At 50.4% G+C, this 25,606-nt stretch carries 21 protein-coding genes and 1 tRNA gene; 9 read left to right on the forward strand and 13 right to left on the reverse strand.

Going from position 1 to position 25,606, the window contains the following annotated elements; all coding sequences use genetic code 11:
- Positions 1–47 precede the first annotated feature (47 nt).
- A complete protein-coding gene (gltX, locus tag AC4IE8_RS16345; RefSeq protein WP_068995540.1) occupies positions 48–1,460 on the reverse strand; it encodes a glutamate--tRNA ligase in 1,413 nt (470 codons plus the stop codon).
- Between the two features lie 150 nt (positions 1,461–1,610).
- Between gltX and AC4IE8_RS16350 the strand changes: the two genes are divergently transcribed.
- Positions 1,611–1,686 (forward strand) — tRNA-Val (locus tag AC4IE8_RS16350).
- A gap of 76 nt (positions 1,687–1,762) precedes the next feature.
- Here the strand turns inward: AC4IE8_RS16350 and AC4IE8_RS16355 are convergent.
- Positions 1,763–2,542, reverse strand: coding sequence for a HEAT repeat domain-containing protein (locus tag AC4IE8_RS16355; protein WP_490791479.1), 780 nt, complete (start codon positions 2,540–2,542; stop codon positions 1,763–1,765).
- 44 nt (positions 2,543–2,586) lie between these two features.
- Positions 2,587–3,348, reverse strand: a complete 762-nt coding sequence (locus AC4IE8_RS16360; protein WP_068995538.1) for a hypothetical protein — start codon at positions 3,346–3,348, stop codon at positions 2,587–2,589.
- A 159-nt stretch (positions 3,349–3,507) separates the two neighbouring features.
- Here AC4IE8_RS16360 and AC4IE8_RS16365 point away from each other — a divergent pair, with 159 nt between their 5' ends.
- Positions 3,508–3,753 (forward strand): PepSY domain-containing protein, encoded by a 246-nt coding sequence (locus tag AC4IE8_RS16365; RefSeq protein WP_068995537.1) that lies wholly within the window; start codon positions 3,508–3,510, stop codon positions 3,751–3,753.
- 266 nt (positions 3,754–4,019) lie between these two features.
- Positions 4,020–5,366 (forward strand): alginate export family protein, encoded by a 1,347-nt coding sequence (locus tag AC4IE8_RS16370; RefSeq protein ID WP_490791480.1) that lies wholly within the window; start codon positions 4,020–4,022, stop codon positions 5,364–5,366.
- Positions 5,367–5,416: 50 nt separating this feature from the next.
- Here AC4IE8_RS16370 and AC4IE8_RS16375 read toward each other — a convergent pair whose 3' ends face one another.
- The 8 genes from AC4IE8_RS16375 to AC4IE8_RS16410 all read right to left on the reverse strand — a co-directional run bounded on the left by AC4IE8_RS16375 (position 5,417) and on the right by AC4IE8_RS16410 (position 14,818).
- Positions 5,417–6,787: an ATP-binding protein gene (locus tag AC4IE8_RS16375; protein WP_490791481.1), complete on the reverse strand. Its 1,371-nt coding sequence runs from the start codon at positions 6,785–6,787 to the stop codon at positions 5,417–5,419.
- Positions 6,788–6,850: 63 nt separating this feature from the next.
- Positions 6,851–7,516, reverse strand: coding sequence for a response regulator transcription factor (locus tag AC4IE8_RS16380; RefSeq protein ID WP_068995534.1), 666 nt, complete (start codon positions 7,514–7,516; stop codon positions 6,851–6,853).
- Between the two features lie 324 nt (positions 7,517–7,840).
- Entirely contained in the window at positions 7,841–9,415 is a 1,575-nt protein-coding gene (locus AC4IE8_RS16385; protein ID WP_068995533.1) for a methyl-accepting chemotaxis protein, read from the reverse strand.
- Between the two features lie 486 nt (positions 9,416–9,901).
- The gene (phbB, locus tag AC4IE8_RS16390; RefSeq protein ID WP_490791482.1) at positions 9,902–10,624 is read right to left on the reverse strand and encodes an acetoacetyl-CoA reductase; all 723 of its coding nucleotides are present in this window, start codon (positions 10,622–10,624) and stop codon (positions 9,902–9,904) included.
- A gap of 388 nt (positions 10,625–11,012) precedes the next feature.
- Entirely contained in the window at positions 11,013–11,867 is an 855-nt protein-coding gene (locus AC4IE8_RS16395) for a flagellar protein MotY (RefSeq protein WP_490791483.1), read from the reverse strand.
- Positions 11,868–12,164: 297 nt separating this feature from the next.
- Positions 12,165–12,722 (reverse strand): hemerythrin domain-containing protein, encoded by a 558-nt coding sequence (locus AC4IE8_RS16400; protein WP_068995530.1) that lies wholly within the window; start codon positions 12,720–12,722, stop codon positions 12,165–12,167.
- On the reverse strand, positions 12,719–14,422 hold the full coding sequence (locus AC4IE8_RS16405; protein WP_068995529.1) for a potassium channel family protein: 1,704 nt from the start codon (positions 14,420–14,422) through the stop codon (positions 12,719–12,721). Before AC4IE8_RS16405 ends, AC4IE8_RS16400 begins: the two co-directional genes overlap by 4 nt.
- A gap of 12 nt (positions 14,423–14,434) precedes the next feature.
- Entirely contained in the window at positions 14,435–14,818 is a 384-nt protein-coding gene (locus tag AC4IE8_RS16410) for a DUF6394 family protein (protein ID WP_068995638.1), read from the reverse strand.
- Between the two features lie 369 nt (positions 14,819–15,187).
- Between AC4IE8_RS16410 and AC4IE8_RS16415 the strand changes: the two genes are divergently transcribed.
- The 4 genes from AC4IE8_RS16415 to AC4IE8_RS16430 all read left to right on the forward strand — a co-directional run bounded on the left by AC4IE8_RS16415 (position 15,188) and on the right by AC4IE8_RS16430 (position 21,020).
- Positions 15,188–16,150, forward strand: coding sequence for a chemotaxis protein (locus AC4IE8_RS16415; protein ID WP_068995528.1), 963 nt, complete (start codon positions 15,188–15,190; stop codon positions 16,148–16,150).
- Between the two features lie 119 nt (positions 16,151–16,269).
- Entirely contained in the window at positions 16,270–16,461 is a 192-nt protein-coding gene (locus AC4IE8_RS16420) for a hypothetical protein (RefSeq protein ID WP_068995527.1), read from the forward strand.
- Positions 16,451–19,399, forward strand: a complete 2,949-nt coding sequence (locus tag AC4IE8_RS16425) for an ATP-binding protein (RefSeq protein ID WP_068995526.1) — start codon at positions 16,451–16,453, stop codon at positions 19,397–19,399. The genes AC4IE8_RS16420 and AC4IE8_RS16425 overlap by 11 nt, the downstream gene beginning before the upstream one ends.
- A 283-nt stretch (positions 19,400–19,682) precedes the next feature.
- A complete protein-coding gene (locus AC4IE8_RS16430) occupies positions 19,683–21,020 on the forward strand; it encodes a sigma-54-dependent transcriptional regulator (RefSeq protein WP_068995525.1) in 1,338 nt (445 codons plus the stop codon).
- Positions 21,021–21,054: 34 nt separating this feature from the next.
- Here the strand turns inward: AC4IE8_RS16430 and AC4IE8_RS16435 are convergent, their stop codons facing one another.
- Both AC4IE8_RS16435 and AC4IE8_RS16440 read right to left on the reverse strand, forming a co-directional pair.
- Positions 21,055–22,449: a diguanylate cyclase gene (locus tag AC4IE8_RS16435; RefSeq protein ID WP_068995524.1), complete on the reverse strand. Its 1,395-nt coding sequence runs from the start codon at positions 22,447–22,449 to the stop codon at positions 21,055–21,057.
- Between the two features lie 110 nt (positions 22,450–22,559).
- On the reverse strand, positions 22,560–23,015 hold the full coding sequence (locus AC4IE8_RS16440; RefSeq protein ID WP_490791484.1) for a tellurite resistance TerB family protein: 456 nt from the start codon (positions 23,013–23,015) through the stop codon (positions 22,560–22,562).
- A 523-nt stretch (positions 23,016–23,538) separates the two neighbouring features.
- On the opposite strand from AC4IE8_RS16440, the gene AC4IE8_RS16445 reads away from it, so the two are divergent.
- Positions 23,539–23,793, forward strand: a complete 255-nt coding sequence (locus tag AC4IE8_RS16445; RefSeq protein ID WP_068995522.1) for a DUF4212 domain-containing protein — start codon at positions 23,539–23,541, stop codon at positions 23,791–23,793.
- A gap of 16 nt (positions 23,794–23,809) precedes the next feature.
- A complete protein-coding gene (locus tag AC4IE8_RS16450) occupies positions 23,810–25,594 on the forward strand; it encodes a sodium:solute symporter family protein (RefSeq protein WP_068995521.1) in 1,785 nt (594 codons plus the stop codon).
- Positions 25,595–25,606: the final 12 nt, after the last annotated feature.

Below are 25,606 nucleotides of genomic sequence, written 5' to 3' on the forward strand. Positions count from 1 at the left end.
CTTGCAAGTGTTTTCTCTACGAAATATCGCTCTGGTAGTGCCTTTGCCTAACCGGCAGCCGCTTCACGCTGAGTGATATAGTCCAGGGCTTTATCGATGCGTCTCAGACAGGCCTCTTTGCCAACCAGGTAGAGGGTTGTGTCGATGCCTGGCGATGCCGCCCGGCCCACCACGGCCACCCGGAGTGGCTGGGCAACCTTCCCCATCTTCAATTCCAACGCCTCTGAGACCTGCTCCACGACCCCATGCAGCGCCGCTTCCTGCCAATCTTCCAACTCGGACAGGGCATCGCGCATCCGTTGCAGCGGCTCTCTGGCCACACCCCGCAGATGCTTTTTCGCAGCCTTCTCTTCGAACTCATCGTAATCCTGATAGCAGAATGCACTCATCTCCGCCATCTCTACCAGAGTACGGGCCCGCTCCTGGTGCGCCTCTGCGACCTTTGTCAGGTCAGGGCCCTGGGCGGGATCGATGCCCAGATCCCCCATATGGGGACTCAGTAGATGGGCGATGCGTTTCGCATCATCCTGCTTGATGTAGTGCTGATTCAACCACAGCAACTTTTCGGTATTGAAACTGGATGCCGCCTTGTTGACCCCATCGATATCAAACAACTCTATCATCTCGTCGATGGAAAAGATCTCCTGATCCCCATGGGACCACCCCAGGCGCACCAGATAATTGAGCAATGCCTCAGGCAGGTAACCATCCTCCCGATACTGCATCACGCTGACAGCGCCATGGCGTTTCGAGAGCCGCGCGCCGTCATCCCCCAATATCATCGGTACATGCCCATATTTGGGGGGCTCAGCATTCAGCGCCTTGAGGATATTGATCTGTCTGGGGGTATTGTTCAGGTGGTCGTCACCGCGGATCACATGGCTGATCTGCATATCGAGATCGTCAACCACTACCGTCAGATTGTAGGTGGGGGAGCCATCGGTTCGACGGATGATGAGATCGTCCAGCTCCTCATTGTTGAAACTGACCCGACCGCGTACCAGGTCATCAACCAACACCACACCACTATCCGGATTGCGGAAGCGGATTACATGGGGTTCATCGGGACTGACATCATGATTCCGGCAATGGCCATCGTATCTGGGTTTCTCCTTACGATTCATCGCCGCTTCCCGCAAATCATCGAGACGCTCACGGCTGCAGTTACAGCGATAGGCCAATCCCTTCGACAGCAGCTGTTCAATCACCTCATGATAGCGGTCGAACCGTTTGGTCTGATAAAAAGGGCCTTCGTCGTACTCCAGCCCCAGCCAGGTCATCCCTTCCAAAATGGCATTCACCGACTCGGCGGTGGAGCGCTCAAGGTCTGTGTCCTCAATACGCAGGACGAATTTACCCCCATGCTTACGTGCATAGAGCCAGGAAAACAGTGCGGTACGAGCACCGCCCACATGTAGATAGCCGGTTGGGCTGGGAGCAAAACGGGTACGAACAGTCATGATCCGGTGGTTTCATCCAGTTGCAGCAAATCGGAAATTCTAACAGACCAGGACTGAATCGTAAGCTTAAACCGTGGAGAATGCCGAATTTGTATAATTTTTGGACAATTGACGTCAAGTGGCTGTAGATCTAGAATGCGTCACCACGTCGGGCGCATAGCTCAGCTGGGAGAGCGCTGCAGTCACATTGCAGAGGTCACAGGTTCGATCCCTGTTGCGCCCACCAACTATTTCCAAAGTGAATTCAGCCTGGCTTACAGATACAACATCAGGCCAGTCGTGTGTTTATTCAGCAGACGCCTTCAATAATCGGCTGCAATTTCCTTCAAAATCTCAGCCGCACTCCAACGTACCCTTTCATCAGTATCATTCAGCTGGTTCTCAAGGTAGTGTATTGATGCTGTGTCACCAATTTCACCCAGTGCTGCCACGACGTTAATTCGAATCTCCGCACTGCTGTCAGACAACAGTGGCGCCAACAGATAAATACCTTGTTCATTTTCAACATCTGCGATGGCCCATACAGCCGTTATTCTCACATGATTGTCAGAATCATAGAGTGCAGGCTCCAGATAGCCAATCTCAGTGTCATGACTCAGCATCGCGAGTGACTCAACAGCGGCCACTCTGACGCGCGGGTCAGGATCATATAGGGCTTGCATAAGATCTGTGATGGCATCATGACTCTTATATTCGCCAATTGCATAAACTGAAGCAAGACGCCGGGTTGGATCACTATGGCTTAATAAGCGTTTTAACTCTTCAATCGTATTATCATCAGGTGTCTTTTCTTCTACCAGTATCTCTATCGATTCATAATCAACGCCAATCATTTCTTCTGTAGGATACCGGCTGACGATAGCCGATGAGTCAGATGCTTCAGGAGTGGAAGCAGTTTGCAATTGAGTTATTTCTGATAAAACAGTTTTCTCTACAGTGGTCTTAAAAATTTCTTGTTCTGTAGCCTGATCAGTCCCAACTTCTATTTTGTTACTCTGAGAATTGTAAAACCAAGAAGCAGCACCAAGTGAAAACAGTATCAATAGGAGAGTTTGAGTTACGTTCATTGTGGTTTTGTTCACCTAGCAACACCCTCCCTGACGGGAGGGGTTCGGGTTAATAATAACTATTCAACAATAAAGCAGCTTTCAACAGCGGATTTATTCCCACTCTCCGCCCTGACAAGAATCTCAAACTTATATTCACCCTCCTCTGACAGTGTGAAAAAATTCATATCGGATACGGTCCACTGTGTCAGATTACCAGGAATGATACTGGTTGATTTGTAATCGGTATCATCGATCTCGACAACAACCTCGTAGTAACGCACCTCAACATTACCACCCTTTCCCAGCCAGGCATGTGAATCAACTACAGGTGCCCAGGCGAGGGTTACAGGCGCAGTCACAACAGGTAGCAGCTCTACGTCACAATCCTCAGCCGCCGGCACACCATTAATGGTCACGTTATTTGGTGCAGCGGGAATGACATGTGACAGAAAGACCTCGTTTTCTCGTTCCTCCCCATCCAGAGTGACACCCTCTATCTCATAGATACCTTCCGGGAATCTTTTAAAGAAATTCGTAGGGTCCAACTCATCAAATGTCGGTTCAGCACTCTCGAAAAAGAGCTCTGTGATTCCCTGTCGTTTGAGGCGCCCGTTAGCCCGTACCGACATCATGCGACGATCATATGGATCCTCAATTTGAAGGCGTTTCCACTCATCACCGTCAACCTTGCCGTGAATACCCAAATCACCATCGGTGTCGTTTAGCTCGAAAAAAAGCTCAGCTTCATCAAATGGCACATCGTCACCGGCAATGGTGTGAGTTGACGCTAGAATAAAGCCTGCAGTAACAAGGTATAGGGGTAGTGTTACTTGCTTCATCTGATATTCTCCTCTGTTGTTAATTGATATTTTCATGCTCCATGCATAAGATATTTTCTACTCTCGATCTGAAGTTAGGCTGATGGAAAACTGAAATTTGACTGAATTTAATTAACTTTCGCTCCTCTGTTGTCGAAAACTTTTATTAGGAAGCCACATATGAAAATCACCCTCCTGCTCCTCATCGGACTTTCAATTTTTACAAGTCACGCTCTAGCAATCAGTAAAAGTGATGTAAGAAAGATCGTCGAGGGAGCCTATCCTGGTGCGAGAATTACTGAAGTTGAAAAAGAAACCTATAAGGGAGAGAAGGTCTATGAAGTCGACTTTGTGCACGAAGGGAAGAGACTTGAAGCCATCATTGAGCTTGATGGCACGATACTCAAAGTCGACATCGACGATTGAAAAGCTATTGAGCCGGCGACTATGCATGCCATTTCAATAATGATAGAGAATAGCTGGCCAAACCACTGATTAATGCGTCGATCAGCGGCGCTTTTTGTTTTTATAAAAGATTGTTTTTGTTATGCTCTATCTATTCGAATAACACCCCCATACAATAAGAATCGGACAACTGCTGATCCAATACCAGCTAGAGACACAGGCCTACCAGCCACATAGTTCCTGGAGAGTTTATTTCATCTATCTGAAGATAACCTGAGGAATGAGCATTGCGGCGACTACTTCCGTACACGATTTTTACCTGCCTTTTCCATCTATCACCGGCTACTGCCGAAAATAGTGGCCAGCTTTACAGTGACATTGAAATTGGCATCGAATTCAACGTATTAGATGGATTAAGCCTTGGCACAGACGACCTGAACAATAAACTTTTAGAGCAGGACAGGGAAATCGAGTTTGACTTGGAATACCGCCATGATGATCAGTTCAGTCTATTCTTCACTGGCGCGCTGATTGATGAAAGCGAAATTATAAAAAACGCAGACATTAAAACCAACCACTCAGGATTGGAGTTCAGAGAGATCGGCATTGCCTACTTGTTCGGTGATGTCATTGATTCTGAATTAAAACTCGGTCGTGTCGAATATGAGAGTATCAGCCACTGGTGGTCCTGGTGGGATGACGAATTGGATCTCATCAGTCTCCAGATGTGGTATGAAGACCTCGAGGCATTTGTTGCCATAGCTGAGCAGCAGGTGGTGGAATCCACCGATGAAGATTTTATCGATCCTGAAATGGATGAGATTCAACGACTGGTCCTTAGTATGAGTTGGGAGCTCTTCGATGGACAGATTCTTAACTTTTATTACCTCAAACAGAATGATAACTCATCAACACATCACATCGGTGACTCTGAGGAGTTTTCAAGAATTGATGAAGAGGACGCAGACCTGACCTGGCAGGGACTCAGTTATGTTGCAGATATCGAAATTGAGTTGATTGGAGAGATTGATTTAGAGCTGCACTACGCTGAGATACACGGCAGATCGACACTTTATGAGTTTGAAGAGCTCTCCGCAGATGTTATCGAGGTCAGCGAACTGAAGCGTGAAGATGTTGATGCATCCGCCAGCGGCTACTTGCTACGCTGGACGCCCTACGTATATGACCAGTTATCGTTGATCATTGCCGGCGCCCGAGGCTCTGGCGATGCAAACCTGGACGATCGAGACAACAAATCATACCGCCAGACAGGATTGCAAGGTGACTTTGAATCCTATGGTGAACTGTTTCAGCCGGAATTATCCAACCTTAAAGTTGACATGATCGGCCTACAATGGCGGTTTGCTGAGGATATGGCAGTAGATTTAATGCGATTTGACTACAAGCAGGAGGTGTTGTCCGATGAGATACGCAATGCCAGTATTGAAGTGGAGCCTTCCGGTAACAGTCGACATCTAGGTACAGAGCTGGATCTTATCCTCAGCATAGAGCATGAAGAAACCCTCGAACTGTTTTTCACTTACGCCAAATTCAAGCCTGGCAGAGCATTTGCCGAGTACCCTGAAAAACACCTTGATTTTATTGGCATCGACTTTGTCTATAAATTTCACTAATTACTGTCAATACGTTTATCTATCAGCTGCTGAAGTTTACCAGCGAGCCGTTATTCCACTACCAGCGGTACGCCAGAGATCGTAATCATAAAAATACTCTGGTTATCAAGATCCAGGCTAATATCAAGTTTCAGAATTCTGGCCAATGCATAGACCAATGTCAGCCCCAGGCCAGAATGACTGGTTTCACCTTGTGATTTATTCTTACGCCAGAAACGATCTTTCATGTGTACGATATCCTCTGGCCTCAAGTCTGTCGCCATATTCTTGACCTTGATAACCAAGTTCTCACTGTGAATTTCCACGCTCAATTCGATCTCCGCCTCTTCTGGACTGTAGCTGATCGCATTGACAAAAATATTGCTGAGTATCATCGAAAATTTTTCGCGATCTGTGGAGATGATCAGACCATCAGGAATATGTTTGACCAGCTTCTTGCCAAAACCATAATCATTAATCGCCATCTGCCAAACTGAGTCGCAAATGGCCGACAGTTTGATCTCTTCGGGATCACTATGTAATAGGCCAGCGTCCGATCTTGCCAATTCGAGCATTGTGATAACAACCTTCTCCATCTGGTTGGATATCTCTCCCACATCCTTGAAGAACTTGATGAGTTGCTGCCTGTCTTCCGGCATCATCTGTGCAACTTCTGAAAGAGTCCTCAGTTCAGAGAGTGGGGTACGTAACTCATGAGCAACATTGGATGAAAAACGCTTTTCCCGCTCAAAAGCAGATTGCAGTCTCTGCAGAAGATGATTTAACTGGTCAACAATTGGTGTAATCTCAAGACTCTGATTACCTGGTTGACGCAGTCGCGCACTCAAGCTCGATTCATCGATTTCACTCACCTGCCTGGCCAATGTCGAGAGTGGCAACAGCCCTCTACCTACCAGATGCCAAACCAGCAGTGCAGTTGCCAGAAGTACAATAACGACAATACTGAAAATGGTCACTCCAATTGCGAATAGTGTGTCGTCAAGTTTTTTTCGTTCACGGGCATAGACCATGGAGATCGGTTTCGGCTGCGGAATTTCAACAATTTCCTCTTCATCATCCATCTCGACACGAGGCACAAAATTGATCTCTATCAGACGGCCTGCACGGCCGTCCGGCAGAGTAAGATCAGCAAAATGGTGTTTTCCCAGGGCAATTCCTGTCAATGGCAGATCTGAGTCCATAAGCGACGGGGATTTAATCAATAAATCACGGCCAAGTTCCCAAAGCTGATAGTAGTGTGCATGCTCCCCCAGTTCGAACTCACTCATCACACCATCTTCGGAAAAATCGAATTCCAGACCCTCTTCATCGAGCTCGGTCAGGGAAATCAACGCATTGGCTTTGTCATACAAGGCACTGTCATAAACCTTGATCACATGTTGTGAGATACGAAAATAGAGAAATACCGCGGTTAGCGACAAAATCAACACCAAGGTGCTGATAATTGTAAGATTTAGCCTGCTGCGGATCGATTTCACGGGAATCTATTCAACCAAATAACCAAAACCGCGTCTTGTTTTCACAAGCCCTGGCGCACCGGATTCCTTCAGACGTTTTCGTAACGAACTGATATGGGCTTCAACAGCATTGCGTGTTACGTAGCTGGCCGCATCGTATAGCTGATCAATGAGTTGATCATGAGAAAATACACGCCCTCTCCTGTGGGCAAGATAGTCCAGTAATTTAAACTCATGCGGCGTAAGATTGACTACCTGTTCGTTGAAGCTTACCAGGCGCGACACTGTATCTATTTTAACACCTGATATATCAAGAACAGGATTCTTTATGCCGGAGTGACGCCTGTTCAATGCCCGAAGACGGGAAACCAGTTCATCGAATGAAAAAGGCTTAACCATATAGTCATCCGCACCAAGATCCAAACCGCGTATCCGATCTTCCGTTTGGTCATTAGCTGACAGGATCAGCACTTGGTCATTATTGCCCTCATTACGCAGGGTTGACAGCACATTCAAACCATCGATCTTAGGTAACACTAAATCGAGTAGAATCGTGTCATATCGATTATGTCTTATGTAGCTCAGCGCCTGTTCACCATCAAATGCCTGATCCACAGAAAATCCATGCCTTTTGAGGCCGGCAGATAGTGAACGCTGCAGACGTACGGAATCTTCTACCAATAGTATTTTCACAATCGTGATCTTGGGTCAGATTTATAACACTAGCTGCTTTTGACTCTGAATACTCAGATAGGTAAGCACCCTGTATCTGAGTCTAGCGTAACAAACTGATATTTTGCTGAATATTGCGGAGAATCGATGAAATGTCCAGATGGCCAGAATGAAATCCGGCTGAGTTCCGAGCTTAGTCGATTCTCATTACATCAGGACAGTTCTCAGTACAGTAACAGAGAAGTTCCTGTATGAGCTACAGACCAGACGATTTACTTCATCTGTTTCCAATGCGATAACTAAGATTGCAACTGGGCCAAGAAGAGCAAATCCAGGCCAGTAAGATCAACCTTTATGCATGAACTGCCCCACCAGATGGCTGAGCTGTTCAATGGTGCCCAGGGTCTCACGGGTCTTTTCATCAACCTGTTTTGCATCAACCGCCGTACTGTCGGCCACATGACTGATATTGAGCACATTCTTGTTCATCTCTTCAGCTACGGTGCTCTGCTCTTCCGAGGCGGTTTCAATCTGCGTGTTCATCTCGGTGATCGTATCGATTGCACCGGAGATCGCTTCCAGGGCCTCCCCCGCCTTGGCAGCCAGATCGACACTCGATTCCGCTTTCTCACGATTCTTGTCCATCGCGCCGACCGCCTCTTTACTGCCATTCTGCAACAGCTCAATCATCTCCTCGATCTCTCTGGCGGATTCCGTGGTGCGGCTCGCCAGGGTTCGGACCTCATCGGCCACAACAGCAAAGCCTCGACCATTCTCACCAGCTCTTGCAGCCTCGATGGCGGCATTCAGGGCAAGCAGATTGGTCTGTTCCGCAATACCCTTGATCACTTCCAGAATCTTGGCGATCTCTTCACTGTGGGTGGACAGTTTCTGGATCACTTCTGAGGTATGCTGAATATCCACTGCCAGGACATTGATGGCATTGATCGTCTTTTCCACAACCTCCTTGCCGCTACCCGCCTGTTTCTGCCCGATACGGGTTGAGTCGGCCGCCGCCGAGGCATTGGCAGCAATCTCCTGTACCGTGGCAGCCATCTCGGTCATGGCGGTCGCAACCTGAGTCAGCTCATTCTGTTGAGCATCCATCCCCTGCCGGGTTTGTTGTGAGGTTTGCACATTGATATCGGCCACAATATGCATTTTCTGGGTGGCATCGGTCATCCGCCCGACAATTGCATTGATCTGGGATTCATACATCTTCAATGCCAGTTCCACCTGAGCGGTCTGATCGTCCGATCCGGTGTAGATATGTCGCATCACCGGTTGATCAACAATCTCCTGGGATCGTTGCACCAGTTTCCTGAAGGCACCAAGCAAAGACCAGTTGATTGCAATCGAGAGCAATGCAGTAACCAGCAGCCCCAGTGGACTGAAGGCGCTCAAGCCCGGCACCAACATGGTCAACAGCACCGGAATCAATGCCAATAGATTTCCAGAAATCAGTTTGTTGGTCAAAGAAAGGCGGGAGAACAAACCCTGTTTAAAGGCTTTTCCATCGAGCAGTGCTTTGTAGATCGGTTTGGCCCGATTGATCCAATCGGATTTTGCCCGGTAACGCACCGACTGATACTCCACCACGGCACCATCCTTGAGAATTGGCATGACAAAGGCGTCGATCCAATAATGGTCCCCGTTCTTACAACGGTTCTTGACAATTCCCATCCACGGCTTGCCCGCTTTGATCTTTGTCCACAGCTCCTCGAATGCGGCGGGCGGCATGTCCGGATGCCGGATGATGTTGTGATTTTTACCAATCAGTTCATCATTCTGAAATCCACTGATATCAACAAAATCCTGATTGATATAGGTGATACTGCCCTTGAGATCCGTGGTCGATAAAATGATTTGATCATTACGGACATCAACGTTTCGATCGGTGACTGGAGTATTGATTTTCATGGCACGCTAGTTCTTGATGTTATGAATTAGAACCCAAATAAATCATTTCAGCTCTACTCATTAACATAACGGCGGAATTGATTGAAACTTAACCTCCAAAGAGCCTAAAAACATTAGATAAACCAGGGTCTATTAACACGAATCCAATACGCCCTGTTGTGCCTGATAAAGTGCCAATCAAGGCGCGAGGAGTGTAGTTTGGTTATTCCAAATGAACGACGAGCGGCGCTTTGTCAGGCGCAACCCGAAGGGCTGGGCCTGATGGATTAGTCTTAACAGGCCCTAGTGAAATAGCGTTCAGATATACGGCAATCTCCTACCGACCCAAGGCGCTGCAGCAAGGTAACTTTGCCAAAGGTCGATATCCGCAGGATTCTGCAACCCTACACCCTGCATCAAGGGAAACTTCATCCAGGGCGAGCGGCGCTGGCGGCATCAATGGTCAGTTTTTCAATACCACACTGAAACCACCAGACAAGCCCGGCGTCAGTACATGTGTTGCCCACCGTTTATCGACAATGTGGATCCGGTTATGAAGCCCGCCTCATCGGCAACCAAAAACAGTACTGAGCGGGCAATATCTTCCGGTTCACCCAGTCGGCCTACCGGGATGGTCTTGATGATCTTAGCCACAACGTCTTCCGGCACCGCTCTGACCATATCGGTTGAGACGTAACCTGGCGCCACCGCATTGACGGTGATGCCTTTGGCGGCCCCCTCTTTAGCCAGTGCCTTGGTAAAACCATGAATGCCGGACTTGGCTGCAGCATAGTTCACCTGACCGTATTGTCCGGCCTGACCGTTCACCGAACCCACATTGACAATACGTCCGAAACCTCTTTCACGCATGCCATTGATCACCGCACGGCAGGTGTTGAAACAGGAGGCAAGATTGGTCTGAATCACCTTGTCCCAGTTTTCAAAGGACATTTTGTGCATGGTTGCATCACGGGTAATGCCCGCATTGTTGATCAGCACATCGACCGGCCCGAGGTCCTGTTCGATCTGTTGGATTCCCTTTTCTACCGCCTCAAAGTCACTGACATCAAACTTAAAGGCCTGAATACCGGTAGCTTGGGTGAAGGCCTCTGCCGCTTTATCATTACCCCCATAATTTGCAGCCACAGTATAACCAGCCTCTTTCAGTGCCAGGCTGATCGCCTCGCCAATACCCCGGGTACCACCAGTCACGAGCGCAACACGTGCCATAAGTCTGTCTCCTCAAGTTTTGTGATTATCGTTGTTCAGATATATAGGTCACCCTGCACATGGTGTGCCGGAAGCATCAATACTCCCCTCATCAGGTTATTAATTGTTTGAACAAGCCTGTTTGGGCCTGCTAAAACGAATCCATTTGACCCTGCCGCCCCTGAAAATGCGCAAGTCAAAGCGCGAGGATAAAAGTTTGGGTATGTAAGGTGGGCGGCAAGCATTGCTGAGCTGTGCTATTTCGGGCACAACCCTGAGGGCTGAATGGATTCGTATCAACTGACCCTAGCCATGATTCTAGTCAAGAAGCATGACCAAAGCTACGCAGTACCGATTTGGTTTGAATTAACCTGGAAAGAATCAAGGTTGAAGGATCAGACTCCTCTGATCACCTGTCACCACGGCTGAGACTGATTTTTGCACGCCTGTTGGCTGCCCTCGCCCGCTCACTCCGTTTTGGGATCGCCGGCCTGGATTCACCATAATGGCGCTTGCGGATAATAGCTGCATCGACACCTTTGGAGACCAGATAGTTGGAGACTGTTGCCGCTCTTCTGGCAGAGAGCTTCTTGTTGTAGCGACGACTCCCCTGATCATCCGCATGGCCAGCTACGGTGATACCCGCCAGTTTTTCGTCCGCCAGGATATAGTTAACCAAGCGATCCAGCCGCTGCTTTGCCTCTTTATCCAGATCGTGGACATCCAGGGCAAACAGTACAGTTGACTCCTTCAATGTCTCGAAGCCATCGGTTGAGAGTTGGCTGAGGCACTGTTTAAACTCACGATAAGGTTTCTGAAACTTCACTGGTGACAACCGCACATGCACCTGCCTGCGACTGTCGTCCCAATCGAGAAAGTCAAAACTGCCGACCTGCCCCTTGGAGAGTGAAGTCAACAACCAACCGGCCGGTTTGCGTCCCAATTGGATGGGTCGCATGCCAGTGTGGATCACCAGATGCTGTTGCAGATCATCCGGTAAGCGATGCTCCCAGGCGGGAGAGACTTCCCTTAAGGTCGCTTCCAGTTTTTCGGGAATCGGCTGGAAACTGTTGATTCGAAAAAACAGGTCATCACCGGCAATACGGCGGAAGATGGCCTGACCGAACTGAGGTACTTTGTGGCGCAGTTCACAGCTGATATCAGACCCGGCAAATACCCACTCTGATTCATGCAGTCCTGCCATATAGATCTGCGACTCCAATGACATGGCGCCAGACAGGGTCAAATCGGGCCTACCAAGCATCAGCAAGATACCTAGTAGAAAAAACCCCCGTCCTTTTGATTGTAGAGAAGCCAACATCGTCCGACCAACGTAGATATGGATTGAAATTTGCCGATCAAAAATAATCCGCTATTTGAGTTACCTATCGGCCAACCCGTCTGGATCCTTTACTGTGGAAAGCCACAACCCCGGCACTCTTCCTGATCAATCAGGTAGAATTAATCCAATCAGCCCTTTGGGTTTCCCCTATGGCATTGAAACGGAAGCTATGCCGGAGCTATTCGGCTGAAACCCTCCATTGGCTACTGATTCGGATTGCTACTCATCCTCATGGGCCTTCAGATAGTCGATCAGACTGCGAAAGCGATTGAAATCCTGCCGATGGAATACCGGATCTTCACCATGGGTGATCTCCGATTCCAGCTTTTGCCACTCTTTCTCATTCAGGGCCTGATCAATCAGAGGAAATACCTCCTCCTCTTCCAGGTCGATATGCTGACGTTGCAAGGCTACAAATTCCCGTCCCTGTGTCTCCACTTCATCACGAAGCAACACTTCACCTTGCATCGCCCCCTCCAGTGTGGTTCGGAAACGATTGGCCAGCCCCAGCAGGCTGACATGTTCACGACAGACCCGATCATAGAGAGCCGCATGGGACTGCATCGATTTTTTCTTGAAGGCGACTGCATTGATCTGATCTTCGGTAGGATGATGCGACTGTTCGGCATAATGCTCGATGTAATCCAACATCTCTATCTTCAGATCGAAATTCGATTCGTGACCAGCGGCCAATGCGTCCAGTTCTGCAGAGAGCAGGTCGAGTAGACGAGCGAGATTGATGTGGTCCCGATGCAGTTTTTCCAGTAGTTGACTCATGTCACCTCTCTTTTTTGCAGTCTACGCCAGATCCAGCCCTGTGGTCTGGTCTCACCCGTTAGAATATAGTTCAAGGCGTTTTCATTTTGCAGGGTCCATTCCATCCTGTGCTTAGCCGACACCCTACCACAGAAGAGTAAATGGTCATCTTTTTGTACAACCAGATCCTCATCTGGCAGCAAGGTAAAATCATTGTGCCTCAATAACATCAGAGGAATACAGGGTAATGGACTGGTTCGATCCCGGGGGTCGGTGGTCAGCTCTCCCAGGGTCAGGTTCCGTCCCTCCCGGACATACTGACATACTGCATGGGTATCCTGTTCAGTGAAAGCAACTTCCCAGACATCCGGGGCATGCTCGGTAACCAGTGCTGAGATACGACTGATCAGCTGACAGGCCCACTCGTCATCCTGGTGCATCGCCAACTTGACGAACTGATGCTGCATCGGGACACCCAGCAACACTCGGATTCTGTTGGCGATGATCTCACTCGGCAACATCACCATATCAGCTCCAACCGCCTGGATCACCGGATCGTTATATTTACGATTCTGCCGCAGGATCACAAACAGGTCCGGGTTCATCTCCCGGGCTGTCATGATAATCGACAAATTGTTGGCATCGTTGTCGGTGCCGGCCACCAGTCCTGCGGCACGCTCGATACTTGCTTCCATCAAGGTATCGGCCTCTGTTCCCCTGCCGACCACCAGTTGCGTCTGCGGGGTACCGGTCTGACTGGGTTCAGCCTCGATCACCACCACCTCGAGATCCTCTTTCACCAGTTTATCGTATACCGCTTTACCGAAACGACCATATCCGCAAATCACCCATAAGCCTTTTTTTGGTGGATGAATCGGATCACTGAGCAGGTCATTAAATCCCAACGAGAGCCAGTCCTGCATCAGGCTGAGACAGGGCGCCTGGATTGCTGTCGCCAGATAGAGGGCGAACGCATCGTAGGGATCGATGATGTAGTCGGTGCCGAATGAGGCCATATTCTTTTCGATATCGTGGGAGTCGGCCCGGCAGATCACCTCAATATCGGGATGCAGAAGTTTGGCGGTAATCGCGATCTTCAGATTGGTCTCATTAGAGTTGGTCAATGCCACCACACCCTCACACAGAGGGTGTTTCAGACCAGCCTCCAGCAGATGCGCCGGCAGACGCGCATCCGCACACAAACCGGGTACATACTCACGCAGGTTTTCCAGCTTCAGCAGATTCACTCTTTCCTGCAGAATATCGATGACGACCGCATGCTGACTACGATCGGTCAAGGCTTTAACCAGCGCCTCCCCGGTTTGCCCATAACCAGATACCAGATAAAAAGGCTCTCTCAATTTGCTGATTTTTCTAGCAAATCTGCGTTCTGTTAATGCCTTCTGGAAGGTTTCATCCTTGAGCAGAGCCAACACGGTACCGATGGAATAGAGCCAGACAACCACCGTGAAAAAGATCGACAGAGTGACCCACAAGCGCTGAGCTGCCGTAAATGGATAGGGCAATTCGCCAAATCCGATGGTACTGGACATATAACTGACAAAATAGAAGGCGTGCAGAAAATCCATGTAGTAGACATTGCCATCACCATCCCGGCCGGGAATCAGTACCAGGCCCAGCACCGCCACTGAATAAGCCAGTACCAGAGTCAGCAGTGGCGCCCGCATGCGCCGAAAGATCAGAAAGATGATGTTGTTCATCGTTTGCCGGCGTCAGCGTCGTAACATCACCGTTTCAATGATCAACAGAACCACTGAAACCACGTTAGCCAGCATGGCGCCACCGGAGAGGGAAACGATACTGGCCATGGTTACGGTTGTCAGTCCGGTTTCAGTGATATGCACGGCGACAGTCCACACCAAAGCCGCTGCGAAAAGCTGTAACAGCGCAACCAGGCTGGTGGCCAACAGCACGGCGCCCATCTGAGTGCGGTCGCCGAATTTGAGAACAGTGGCGACCAGGTTTACCACGACCACAGCAAACAGCTCATAGACATGGTGATGGTCCGGATTGTCCAAATCACCGACAAAAAAACCGAAATTGAGGGTCAGGGCAAGTACAATAAAAAAACCAAACAGTACCTTTTCCGGATTCACACGCATTCTCCTCTAAATAGCTGATTGCCGGTTTGCAATCGGGCCAGACCCTGGAATCATCAATGCATCTTGATCCCAAACCCGAAAAACAGCTGCATTCGCTGATCTTGGGGTAAAATATAGCCTTTTTCCAGTTATTTATCTTCAGTTATTAACCGAAATCATAAGAATTTTCCAAGCGGTCACATTGGAAATTGAGATTCTCTCATGCAGACACAACCCTGAGCTCACCAGGATTGGCCTGAGGAAGGAGCAGCGACTAAAGCTTTGGCCAAATCGACCGCTACAAACATCAGTCGGGAAGAGTCATTATGTCGTGCTCAAATTACCCACAATCCTGAAATGCGACAAAATTCTGAGTAACTAAAAATGTCCAATTTTATTAAATCTGTAGACGACCGCACACGACTTGCCGGTACCAATCGTTTAGAGGTTCTCCTTTTCAGCCTCGGAAAGGATGTCAGAACAGGTCGTGAAGAGACCTACGGTGTGAATGTTTTCAAGGTGCGTGAAGTGATGCTCGTGCCGGAGATTACCCACGCGCCGGACATGCCGGCTTCGGTAGAAGGCATGGTCAGTTTGCGCGGTAATATGATTCCAGTCATCAACCTGCCTGACTTCTGCGGAATACAGACTGAAGAGAAGCCGGGTATTCTGATCGTCACTGAATACAACAAAAATGTTCAGGGCTTTCTGGTGCATGCGGTGGATACCATCGAACGTCTGGCCTGGGAGGATGTTAAAGTTCCCCCACCAATGATGGCCCAGCAGCATGGTGGCCTGGTTACCGCAGTGACAGAACTGAAAGATAGTCGCCTGGTGATGATCATGGATGTGGAGATGGTGCTGAGCCAGACCTCAGGGTTTGGTCAGGGTTCGGATATCTTCGACGGCATCAAACAGGTCGAGGACAGCGATGTCACCCTGCTGTTTGCAGATGATTCAGCGGTGGCCCGGGATCAGATCATCCGTACCCTCGATCATATGGGTATGAAATACATCAGCACCTCAAATGGTGCTGAAGCCTGGAATAAGCTCAAGGAGATTGCCGAACGAGCCAGCGCAACGGATCACAGGCCGAGTGACTTTGTACAGATCATCCTCACCGATGTTGAAATGCCTGAAATGGACGGTTATGTACTGACCAAAAAAATCAAGGAGGATGCCCGCTTCAGCGACATTCCAATTATCATGCACTCCTCACTCTCAGCCGATGCCAATATGGCCTTGGGCAAAGGGGTTGGCGCCGATGCCTATGTGCCTAAATTTGAACCCACGGAGCTGTCTGCAAAACTCCACGAAATGGTCACTAACATCAACGGTCAAAAATAGTCCTACTCGGGGGACGCCTTGTGTGTGGCGTCCCTCTGTTTCCGCCTGAATCACCATTTAAGAGTCCCCCTGTGCAGAAGATAGTTGTTACCTTAAGTAACAACTGCTAGGCTTCTTTAATGTCTGAGACACCCCCGGACCGACAGATTGACAGAACCCTGGCGCTTGTTCTGCTGATCATTTTGCTTTTCTCCACTCCAGTAATGATGTGGTGGACCTCACCTGGTCGTCACTGGTACCTGCCCTACCTGCTCTGGCTGGCTGTCATTTTTTTCATCGCCTGGGTAAATCGACGACGCCATGAACCATGAACTCTGGCTACTGTTCGGCATCAGTGTTGTCTATCTGGCAATACTGTTTCTCATCGCGTTTGCCGCGGACAGTGGCAGAATACCTGAAAGGTTTATCAGGCACCCCAGCATCTACGTGCTTTCACTCGGTGTCTACGCGACGTCCTGGACCTACTATGGCAGCGTCAGTTTTGCAGAGACTCAGGGCTATCTGTTTTTAACCATCTATCTCGGCGTGACGCTGGCATTCGCCCTCACCCCGATTCTGTTTCAGCCGATTCTTCGTCTGACTCGAGAGTATCAGCTGACCTCGCTGGCGGATCTGTTCGCTTTCCGCTATCGCTCCCAACTCGCCGGTATACTGGTCACCCTGTTCATGCTGTTGGGCACCCTGCCCTACATCGCGCTGCAGATCCGTGCGGTCACCGATTCACTTCAGGTTGCCAGTCAGACCGTCGCGCCGCGAATTCTGGCTCTGATCTTCTGCAGTACACTGGTACTGTTCGCCATACTGTTCGGTGCAAGACACAGCACCAGCCGGGAGAAACATCGGGGACTTGTGCTGGCCATCGCCTTTGAATCGATGGTCAAATTGGTCGCCATGCTGGTGATTGGAGCGACCGCCCTGTTTGGCGTATTCGGCGGTTTTGGTGGATTGGAACAGTGGCTGGCCGACCATCCGGAAGCTCTGGAGAAACTCTATGCGCCGGTGAGAGAGGGTCCTTGGGCAACCCTCATACTGCTGGCATTCGCCGCAGCATTTCTGTTGCCGCGCCAATTTCATATGCTGTTCACCGAGAACCTTGAACCCAAAGCATTGCGCACAGCCAGCTGGGCATTCCCACTGTTTCTGCTGCTGATCAACCTGCCGATTCCGATCATTCTCTGGGCTGGAAAGGCGATTGAGCTACCGATCCATCCGGACTTTTTCGCCCTTGGCATCAGTCTGGAACAGGGACCAAGCTGGTTACCGGTACTGGCCTTCATCGGCGGGGTCTCATCGGCCAGTGCGATGATGATCATCACCACCCTGGCCCTCTCATCGATGACCCTGAATCACATTTTGTTGCCGACCAATTTCCCTGACCCGGCGGTCAATCTATACCGCTGGCTGCTGCTTGGCCGGCGCTTGTTGATCGCACTGATCATCATGGCCGGATACGGTTTTTATATCCTGCTGGAAAAACATCAAGGCCTGGTGCAACTCGGCCTGATCTCCTTTGTTGCGGTCGCCCAATTCCTGCCCGGTGTTGTGGGTCTACTCTACTGGCGCCGGGCTACCCGGATGGGTTTCATCCTTGGGTTGTTGGCCGGAATTGCTGTCTGGTCTGCCACCCTGCTTCTCCCCCTGCTGGAAAACTCCGGTTTCATACGTACCGAATTCGATATACCCGGATTGAGACTCGCATCGGGTATGGATCAATGGGAGTTTGCCACCTTCTGGTCTCTGGCCTTGAATACCCTGTTGTTCGTCTTCGGCTCTCTGCTCAGTAATCAGACACTCGGCGAGAAAGAGGCTGCCAACGCCTGCTGCAGTGAATCCCTGGTACCCATGGGTGGTATGGTAAGCGCCGGATCAACCGCCCAATTCACCAAGCAGCTTGCCCAGATGCTGGGACACGAAGCCGCCCAACGGGAGGTGGAGCAGGCCCTGCGCGATCTTAGTCTTACCCACGCGGAGACTCGCCCTTCCCAATTACGGCGCCTACGCGAGAGAATCGAACGAAACCTCTCCGGACTACTCGGTCCTCAGCTGGCACACATGATCATCAACCGCCGGTTGCAACTCGATATCCATACCCAAACCGCATTGGCAGATTCAATGCGTTTCATCGAGGATCAACTTGAGCACTCCCGCACCCGGCTTCGCGGTCTGAGTGCGGATCTGGATAACTTGCGCCGCTACCACAGACAGATCCTGCTCGATCTGCCCCTTGGGGTCTGCACCATCGACAGGCTGCGGACGGTCACCATCTGGAATCTGGCGATGGAAGTAATGACTGGAGTGAATGCCCGGGATGCAATCGGTGTCTCACTGCACCGTCTGCCTGAACCCTGGGGACATCTGCTGGGTGGATTCGCCTCAGCAGCGGATGAGCATATTCACCACCTGGAAGTGACCCATAGCAACAAGAGCCGCTGGTTCAATCTGCATAAAGCCGCCATCCCGGCGCCGCTACCGATGGACCATCCGGTAGAGGATGCTCGCACCAGCCAGGTCATGCTGATGGAGGATCTGACCGACCTGGAGACCCTGGAAGCGGAACTGGCACACAGTGAACGACTCGCCTCCATCGGCCGTCTGGCTGCCGGGGTGGCGCATGAGATCGGCAATCCGGTAACCGGTATCGCTTCATTGGCACAAAATCTTCGTCATGAAGATGATCCCAAGTTAATCAAAGAGAGTATCAACGAGATTCTCAACCAAACCCAACGAATTACCGACATCGTTAAAACCCTGATGAACTTCAGCCGCAGCGGTGGGCTTGGTGCGGACACTCAAAACTTCATTGTGCACGATGTTGTCGAGGAGGCGATCAGGCTGGTCAAACTCACTCATGATGGCCGTCAGATCCGCTTTATCAATAGTTGCGACTCAGCATGGTCAATCGAGGGGGACCGCCAGGCAATCTCCCAGGTATTGGTTAACCTGCTGACCAATGCCTGCCATGCCTCCAATCCAGGATCACCGGTGGAGATCAAAGCCGATGAGATTGGAGACCTGATCAGACTGCAGGTCGTCGATCAAGGTGAAGGCATATCGGAGCAGAATCTGGGCTATCTGTTCGAGCCCTTTTTTACCACCAAGGCGCCAGGTGAAGGAACCGGTCTCGGATTGGCGATCGCCTATAAAATCGTCTCTGATCATAAAGGTGCAATCACCATCGATTCAGAACAGGGAGAGGGTACCCGGGTGATTATGGACCTGCCCAGGAACTTTCATGACAAAGTGGTTTAGGGCCTGTTAACACGAATCCAATGCGCCCTGTTGCGGCTGAAAAAGTGCCAATCAAGGCACGAGGAGTGTAGTTTGGTTATTCCAAATGAACGACGAGCAACGCTGAGTGGCGCTTTTTCAGGCGCAACCCGAAGGGCTGGGGCTGTTTTTGCGCCCAGCGGCGTTATCATTCGCTCATGTAAAATGACGACACGACGCTCATTCTGCCTTGCTGGGCACAAAAACAGACCCAGCAGGGCGTATTTAGCCCTAACACAACAGGCAGCAGAGCTCGGATGATCCCATGAACCAAATATTGATTGTTGAAGATGAATCCGTTATCCGCCGGGCCGTGAAACGCTTGCTGGAACGCAACGACTATGTGGTGGTCGAGGCCGGATCGGTAGAGGAAGCCAGTAAACTGCCACTGAAGAACTTTGACCTGATCATCAGCGATGTCCGCTTACCGGGTGCCCCCGGTACGGAAATCATCGATATCGCCACACCGACACCGGTATTGATCATGACCAGTTATGCCAGTATCCGCTCAGCGGTGGATGCCATGAAGCTGGGCGCCATCGACTATATCGCCAAACCTTTCGATCACGATGAACTGTTGATGGTGGTTGAGCGAGTGATCAAACAAGACCGCCAGCTTCGGCAACAGGAAGTACTCAAATCGGAAGTGGAGAAGAGCTATCCGGTTCGTGGGATGATCGGAGAGTGCTCGGCGATGGTCGATGTATTCCGACGCATAGACAAAGTGGCGCCAACCGACGCCACGGTATTGATTCTCGGTGAATCGGGAACCGGCAAGGAGCTGGTTGCCCGGGCACTGCACGAGCGCAGCCACCGCAGCCAATCTCCGTTTGTGGTATTCAACTGCGCCGCATTGCCGGAAAATCAGGTGGAGGCGGAGCTGTTCGGCCAGCAGGACGAGCGACACAACGGACGCGGTGGCCTGCTGGCAAAGGCCCAGGGCGGCACCCTGTTCATGGATCAGGTTGGCGAATTGTCGATGGCCGCTCAGGCCAGACTGTTAAGGGTACTTCAAGGAGATGAATACGCCCCCCGCCAGGAGAGCGACCAAAACAGTTCGGATATACGCATCATTGCCGCCACCCATCAGGATGTCAGGAAACTTGTGCAGCAACAGAGTTTTCGCAGTGATCTCTATTTTCGCCTGCGGGTAGTGGAGATGGCCCTACCCCCCCTTCGTGAACGGGGTAATGACATCAAGGCGCTGGCAAAATACCTGTTGAGTAAATCCTCCAAGCAGCTCAATCGCCCTGCCTTGAGCATGAGTCGCAGTGCCCTGGAAGCGATTCGACGCTATCACTGGCCCGGCAATGTCAGGGAACTGGCCAATACCATCGAAAGAGCCGTCATTCTCTGTGAAGGCGAGAGTATCACCCCGGAACTGCTGGCAATCGATCATCACATCACCAGTGGTCAGCATAAACTGGAGAACGTAAACGATAATCTCTCTCTCGAAGAGTACTTCAGACACTTCGTGCTGGATAACCAGGATCATATGACAGAGACGGAACTGGCGAAAAAACTGGGTATCAGCCGCAAAGCCCTGTGGGAAAGGCGTCAGCGTTTCGGTATACCCAGAGAGAAGAAAGGCAAGAAAAACTGAGTCGCCAGATAGCCGACCCATACGCTCTATGAGGTCAGGACTGGTTCTTGATCAACTTGATCCAGTTCGAGCTCTGCATCAGGTGTCGCTGTTTACTCTGCAGATTGATGCCATGATTTGCCTGCGCAAATCTCAGCAGCTCATCACTATCCTCCGCATCCTTGGGATATACGGAGGATCCGATGCTGAGCTGAGGTGACAGGTTGTGACCATTGACCACCAGGGATTTGCTAAGGCCTGCGCGAATCTTCTCAGAGATATGGATGGCAGATTTTTCCTGCTTGATATGTGAGAGCAGCACAACAAATTCACTGCCATCGACACGCGCCAGAATATCCCCTTTGCGAATCAGTTTTTTGAGTCTGGTTGCCATATTCTGCAGGTAGTTGTCCCCTACCGAGTGTCCATAGACCTCATTTACCTGTTTCAAGTCCACAACCACAATATTCAGCAGACAGAGCATACCTGCCTCCTGCTTGGCCTGTGTCAGTGCAAAACTGAGATAATCATCGAACAGTACCCGATTGGGTAATCCGGTCAGGTTGTCATGGAATTCCTGATACTTGTTCAGCTCTTCCAGCTTGTTGTACTGAGTGATATCCCTGGCAACCCCGTAGGTACCGAAAAAGACCTTTTTCTCACCGCTGCGCGAGTAGAGTCTTTTCGATTGCAGTGCCACCAGAATGCTCTTTGACTTGGCCTCACTCTGCCCGTCCGGATGGCCATAGCAACGCAATCTCAATTCAACCTCGGGAAAGCGATCGGGACTGCTGCGCCGCTCCTCGAACACATGGTGGATACGGTCCACCTGATCCGATTCCACCAGCGAACTCCAGTGTTGGCCTAGAATCTTCTCTTTTGGATAACCGGTAACCTTGGTGAAAACGCTGTTCACCATACGAAACTTACCCTTGGTGTCGAGCAGAAACTGTATATTCGGGGCAACATCGAACATCATCCGATGTAATGTGGACTGAATTTCAGCCTTCTTCTTCACCCGATTGAGCTTTTCGTCTTTAACCTGTTTGCGCAGACTCTCATCAATCGCCTTCAGCAGATCAACCGGAGTTACCGGTTTGCGGATGAAGTGATCGGCACCCTTTTTCAGGGAATTGATGGCGTCATCAAGGGAGGGGTCACCGGAAATGGTGATGATACGGGTATGCAGGCTACGCTTGCGGACAAACTCCATCACCCGAAAACCATCGGCAACCGGCATATGCAGATCGAGCAGAACCAGATCGAAGCGACGCGTCACCAGCAGTCCGGCCGCTTTGGCGCCGTCCGATGCCGTTGCGACCTCGTAGCCCCAGCTTTCAACCAAGGTGGCTAGGCTTTCGGCATGCCGTGCCTCATCATCGACAATCAACACACACCCTTTTTTGGTGGATGTCCCCTTTTGACCGCCGCTTTCACTCAGAGTAGACATAGCTTCGCATCTTCAGTGTGTTCTAATTTCATAAGGAATATACCATGAACTGGCGCGATTGATGGGAAAGGGAGTCACCAAACAGCCAGGAACTGAAGATAAAAAGCCCATCACCCAGATATCACCCGATGTTTTGCTGAAATAAAGTCTCTGTGTGAGACATGGATTAAATCGGCCAGACGCCGGATCACATGCTCCTCATAATGGTGCAGCTGCAGGTCGGCGAAAGCGACCCGCCATAAGCTCTCAATGACCTGGATCTTCTGTTCATAGCTGTAGTTTTTATTGATCAGGGTAGTGAATTGAAAATAGTCAGTTGAGTGACGATGCTCCTGTTCAGCGAGATCCATCAGAGTCTGAGCCGCTTCAGACTCAAGCCCGAATTGAGTTTTGATGCTATTGAGAATGGCCGACTTCTCTTCCGGAGCCCGTTCAAAATCGGACTCGGCAATCTCAATCAGCAGAACCGCCACCGCCAATCTGAGCTGTGCCTGAGTCTCCTCGGCAGCGGCTTCCGCCTCCGGCAGCAGATGTAAATTAAAATATTCTAAAACACTTTTCAGCATCGACTTTCACCTGGGACTGCCTATCGACGCGGTTATGCAGGCAGTAGGGATTATTATCAGCAGGAACAATTAGATATCTCATCCATCTTGATTGTTTACCAGGACTTTTTCGAGACCGGAACTTAATTGGGCTGTGTAGCTTGCTACATGGCGCCGAAAAAACGCTAAAAAAAGCGGGTTATCCAGGCAAAAAAATATTTTTTCTTACCAATGGAAACGTAACACGATCCTATCGGTAACGCACACCCTCAACAATGCTACCTATGGTAACACTTGTGCTGCACTGCAGCACAGCTAAACAAGAGTTAACCTATTGTTTTGTTTGACTTAATAGGCACCAGCGCCACAAAATAGTGCAATGTGTAACCCTTTTTCTGCGGTAACACACAAGTGGGTGTCAATCCCACCGTCTCGCTTCAGATAGTTGGTTAAGCGTACAACGGTACGACAGGACGTCGAGTGGGATCACAGACACTTCATTAAATGACAAATACTTGATTAATTACGGCGGAGTGATCATGACATGAACAAAACTGCTGAACAGTATTGGAAAGCCAATATTCGCCTGGTATCCATATTATTGGTGATTTGGTTTGCCTGCTCGTTTCTTTTCGGCATCATTTTGGTTGAGCCTCTCAATACCATCAAAATCGGTGGTGTAGGGTTGGGTTTCTGGTTTGCCCAGAACGGCTCGATTTATACCTTCCTGGTGCTGATCTATGTCTATACAAAGCGTATGAACGCTCTGGATGTCGAATTCGACGTCCATGAGGATTAACGGGGGTAACTAATTCATGGATCTGCAAACATTAACTTATATCGTAGTGGGCTTTACCTTTGCCCTCTACATCGGCATCGCCTTCTGGGCACGTGCCGGAACAACCGGTGAATTCTATGCGGCTGGTCGTGGTGTACATCCCGTTGCCAACGGTATGGCCACCGCGGCTGACTGGATGTCCGCTGCGTCATTCATCTCCATGGCCGGCCTGATTGCTTTCAACGGCTATGGTGCCTCCGTCTTCCTTATGGGTTGGACAGGTGGTTACGTACTGCTGGCACTGCTGCTGGCACCCTACCTGCGTAAGTTTGGTAAGTTCACCGTGCCTGAGTTCATCGGTGATCGTTACTACTCACGTACTGCCCGAATCGTGGCGGTTATCTGCTTGATTCTGGCATCGGTAACCTACGTAATCGGTCAGATGAAGGGTATCGGTGTAGCCTTCTCCCGCTTTCTGGAGACTGATTACGACACCGGTCTGTTCATCGGCATGGGTATCGTATTCATCTATGCGGTAATGGGTGGTATGAAAGGTATCACCTACACTCAGATCGCACAGTACTGCGTACTGATCTTCGCCTACACTGTACCGGCCGTGTTCGTCTCTCTGAACATCACCGGCAACCCAATCCCTCAGATGGGTATTGGTAGCACCATGGCAGACGGCTCCGGCACCTTCATGCTGGATAAGCTGGATCAGGTGGTAACCGACCTAGGCTTTAAGGAGTACACGACCCAGGTAATGGGTAGCAAACTCAACATGTTTGTCTACACCCTCTCCCTGATGATCGGTACGGCTGGCCTGCCTCACGTTATCATCCGTTTCTTCACCGTACCCAAGGTTAAGGACGCTCGTTCTTCAGCCGGTTGGGCGCTGGTCTTCATCGCCATTCTCTACACCACTGCACCTGCAGTCGGTTCCATGGCTCGTCTGAACCTGATGAATACCATCCAGACTGGTGAGGTCGGTACCGTCGAAGGCAACATTGAAATCGCCAATGTTCCTCAGTGGATGCTGAACTGGGAGAAGACCGGTCTGTTGCAGTGGGAAGACAAGAACGGCGACGGCCGTATCCAGTACTACAACGACAAGAATGCCGAGTTTGTGGCCAAGGCTGAAGCCTGGGGCTGGAAAGGCAACGAGATGACCAAGGTTGACCGTGACATCATGGTACTGGCCAACCCGGAAATCGCGAAACTGCCTAACTGGGTTATCGCTCTGGTTGTTGCCGGTGGTCTGGCGGCTGCGCTCTCTACCGCTGCCGGTCTGCTGCTGGCGATCGCCTCCTCCATCTCTCATGACCTTCTGAAGGGTGTTTTCATGCCCGATATCTCAGAAAAGAACGAGCTGATGGCTGGACGTATCGCCATGGCAGGTGCCATCGGTCTGGCGGGTTACTTCGGTCTTCATCCACCGGATTTCGCAGCCGGCACCGTGGCCATCGCCTTCGGTCTCGCGGCCAGCTCCATCTTCCCTGTGCTGATGATGGGTATCTTCTATAAGAAGATGAACCGCGCAGGTGCGATCTGGGGCATGATCTCCGGTATCGGTGTCACCATGCTCTATGTGTTCCAGCACAAAGGCATCATGTTCGTACCAGGGACTTCCTTCCTGGGTGACATGGGCCCCAACTGGTTCCTGGGCATCTCCCCGAACGCCTTTGGTGCGGTAGGTGCTTTGGTCAACTTTGCGGTTGCCACCGTGGTATCCAAGGTCACTGCTCCCCCACCGGATCACATCCAGCATCTGGTTGAGGACATTCGTGTACCTAAAGGCGCAGGCGCCGCTTCTGATCACTAAGATCTAAAGCCA

It is taken from the genome of Candidatus Thiodiazotropha sp. AKAK2, from assembly GCF_058244685.1.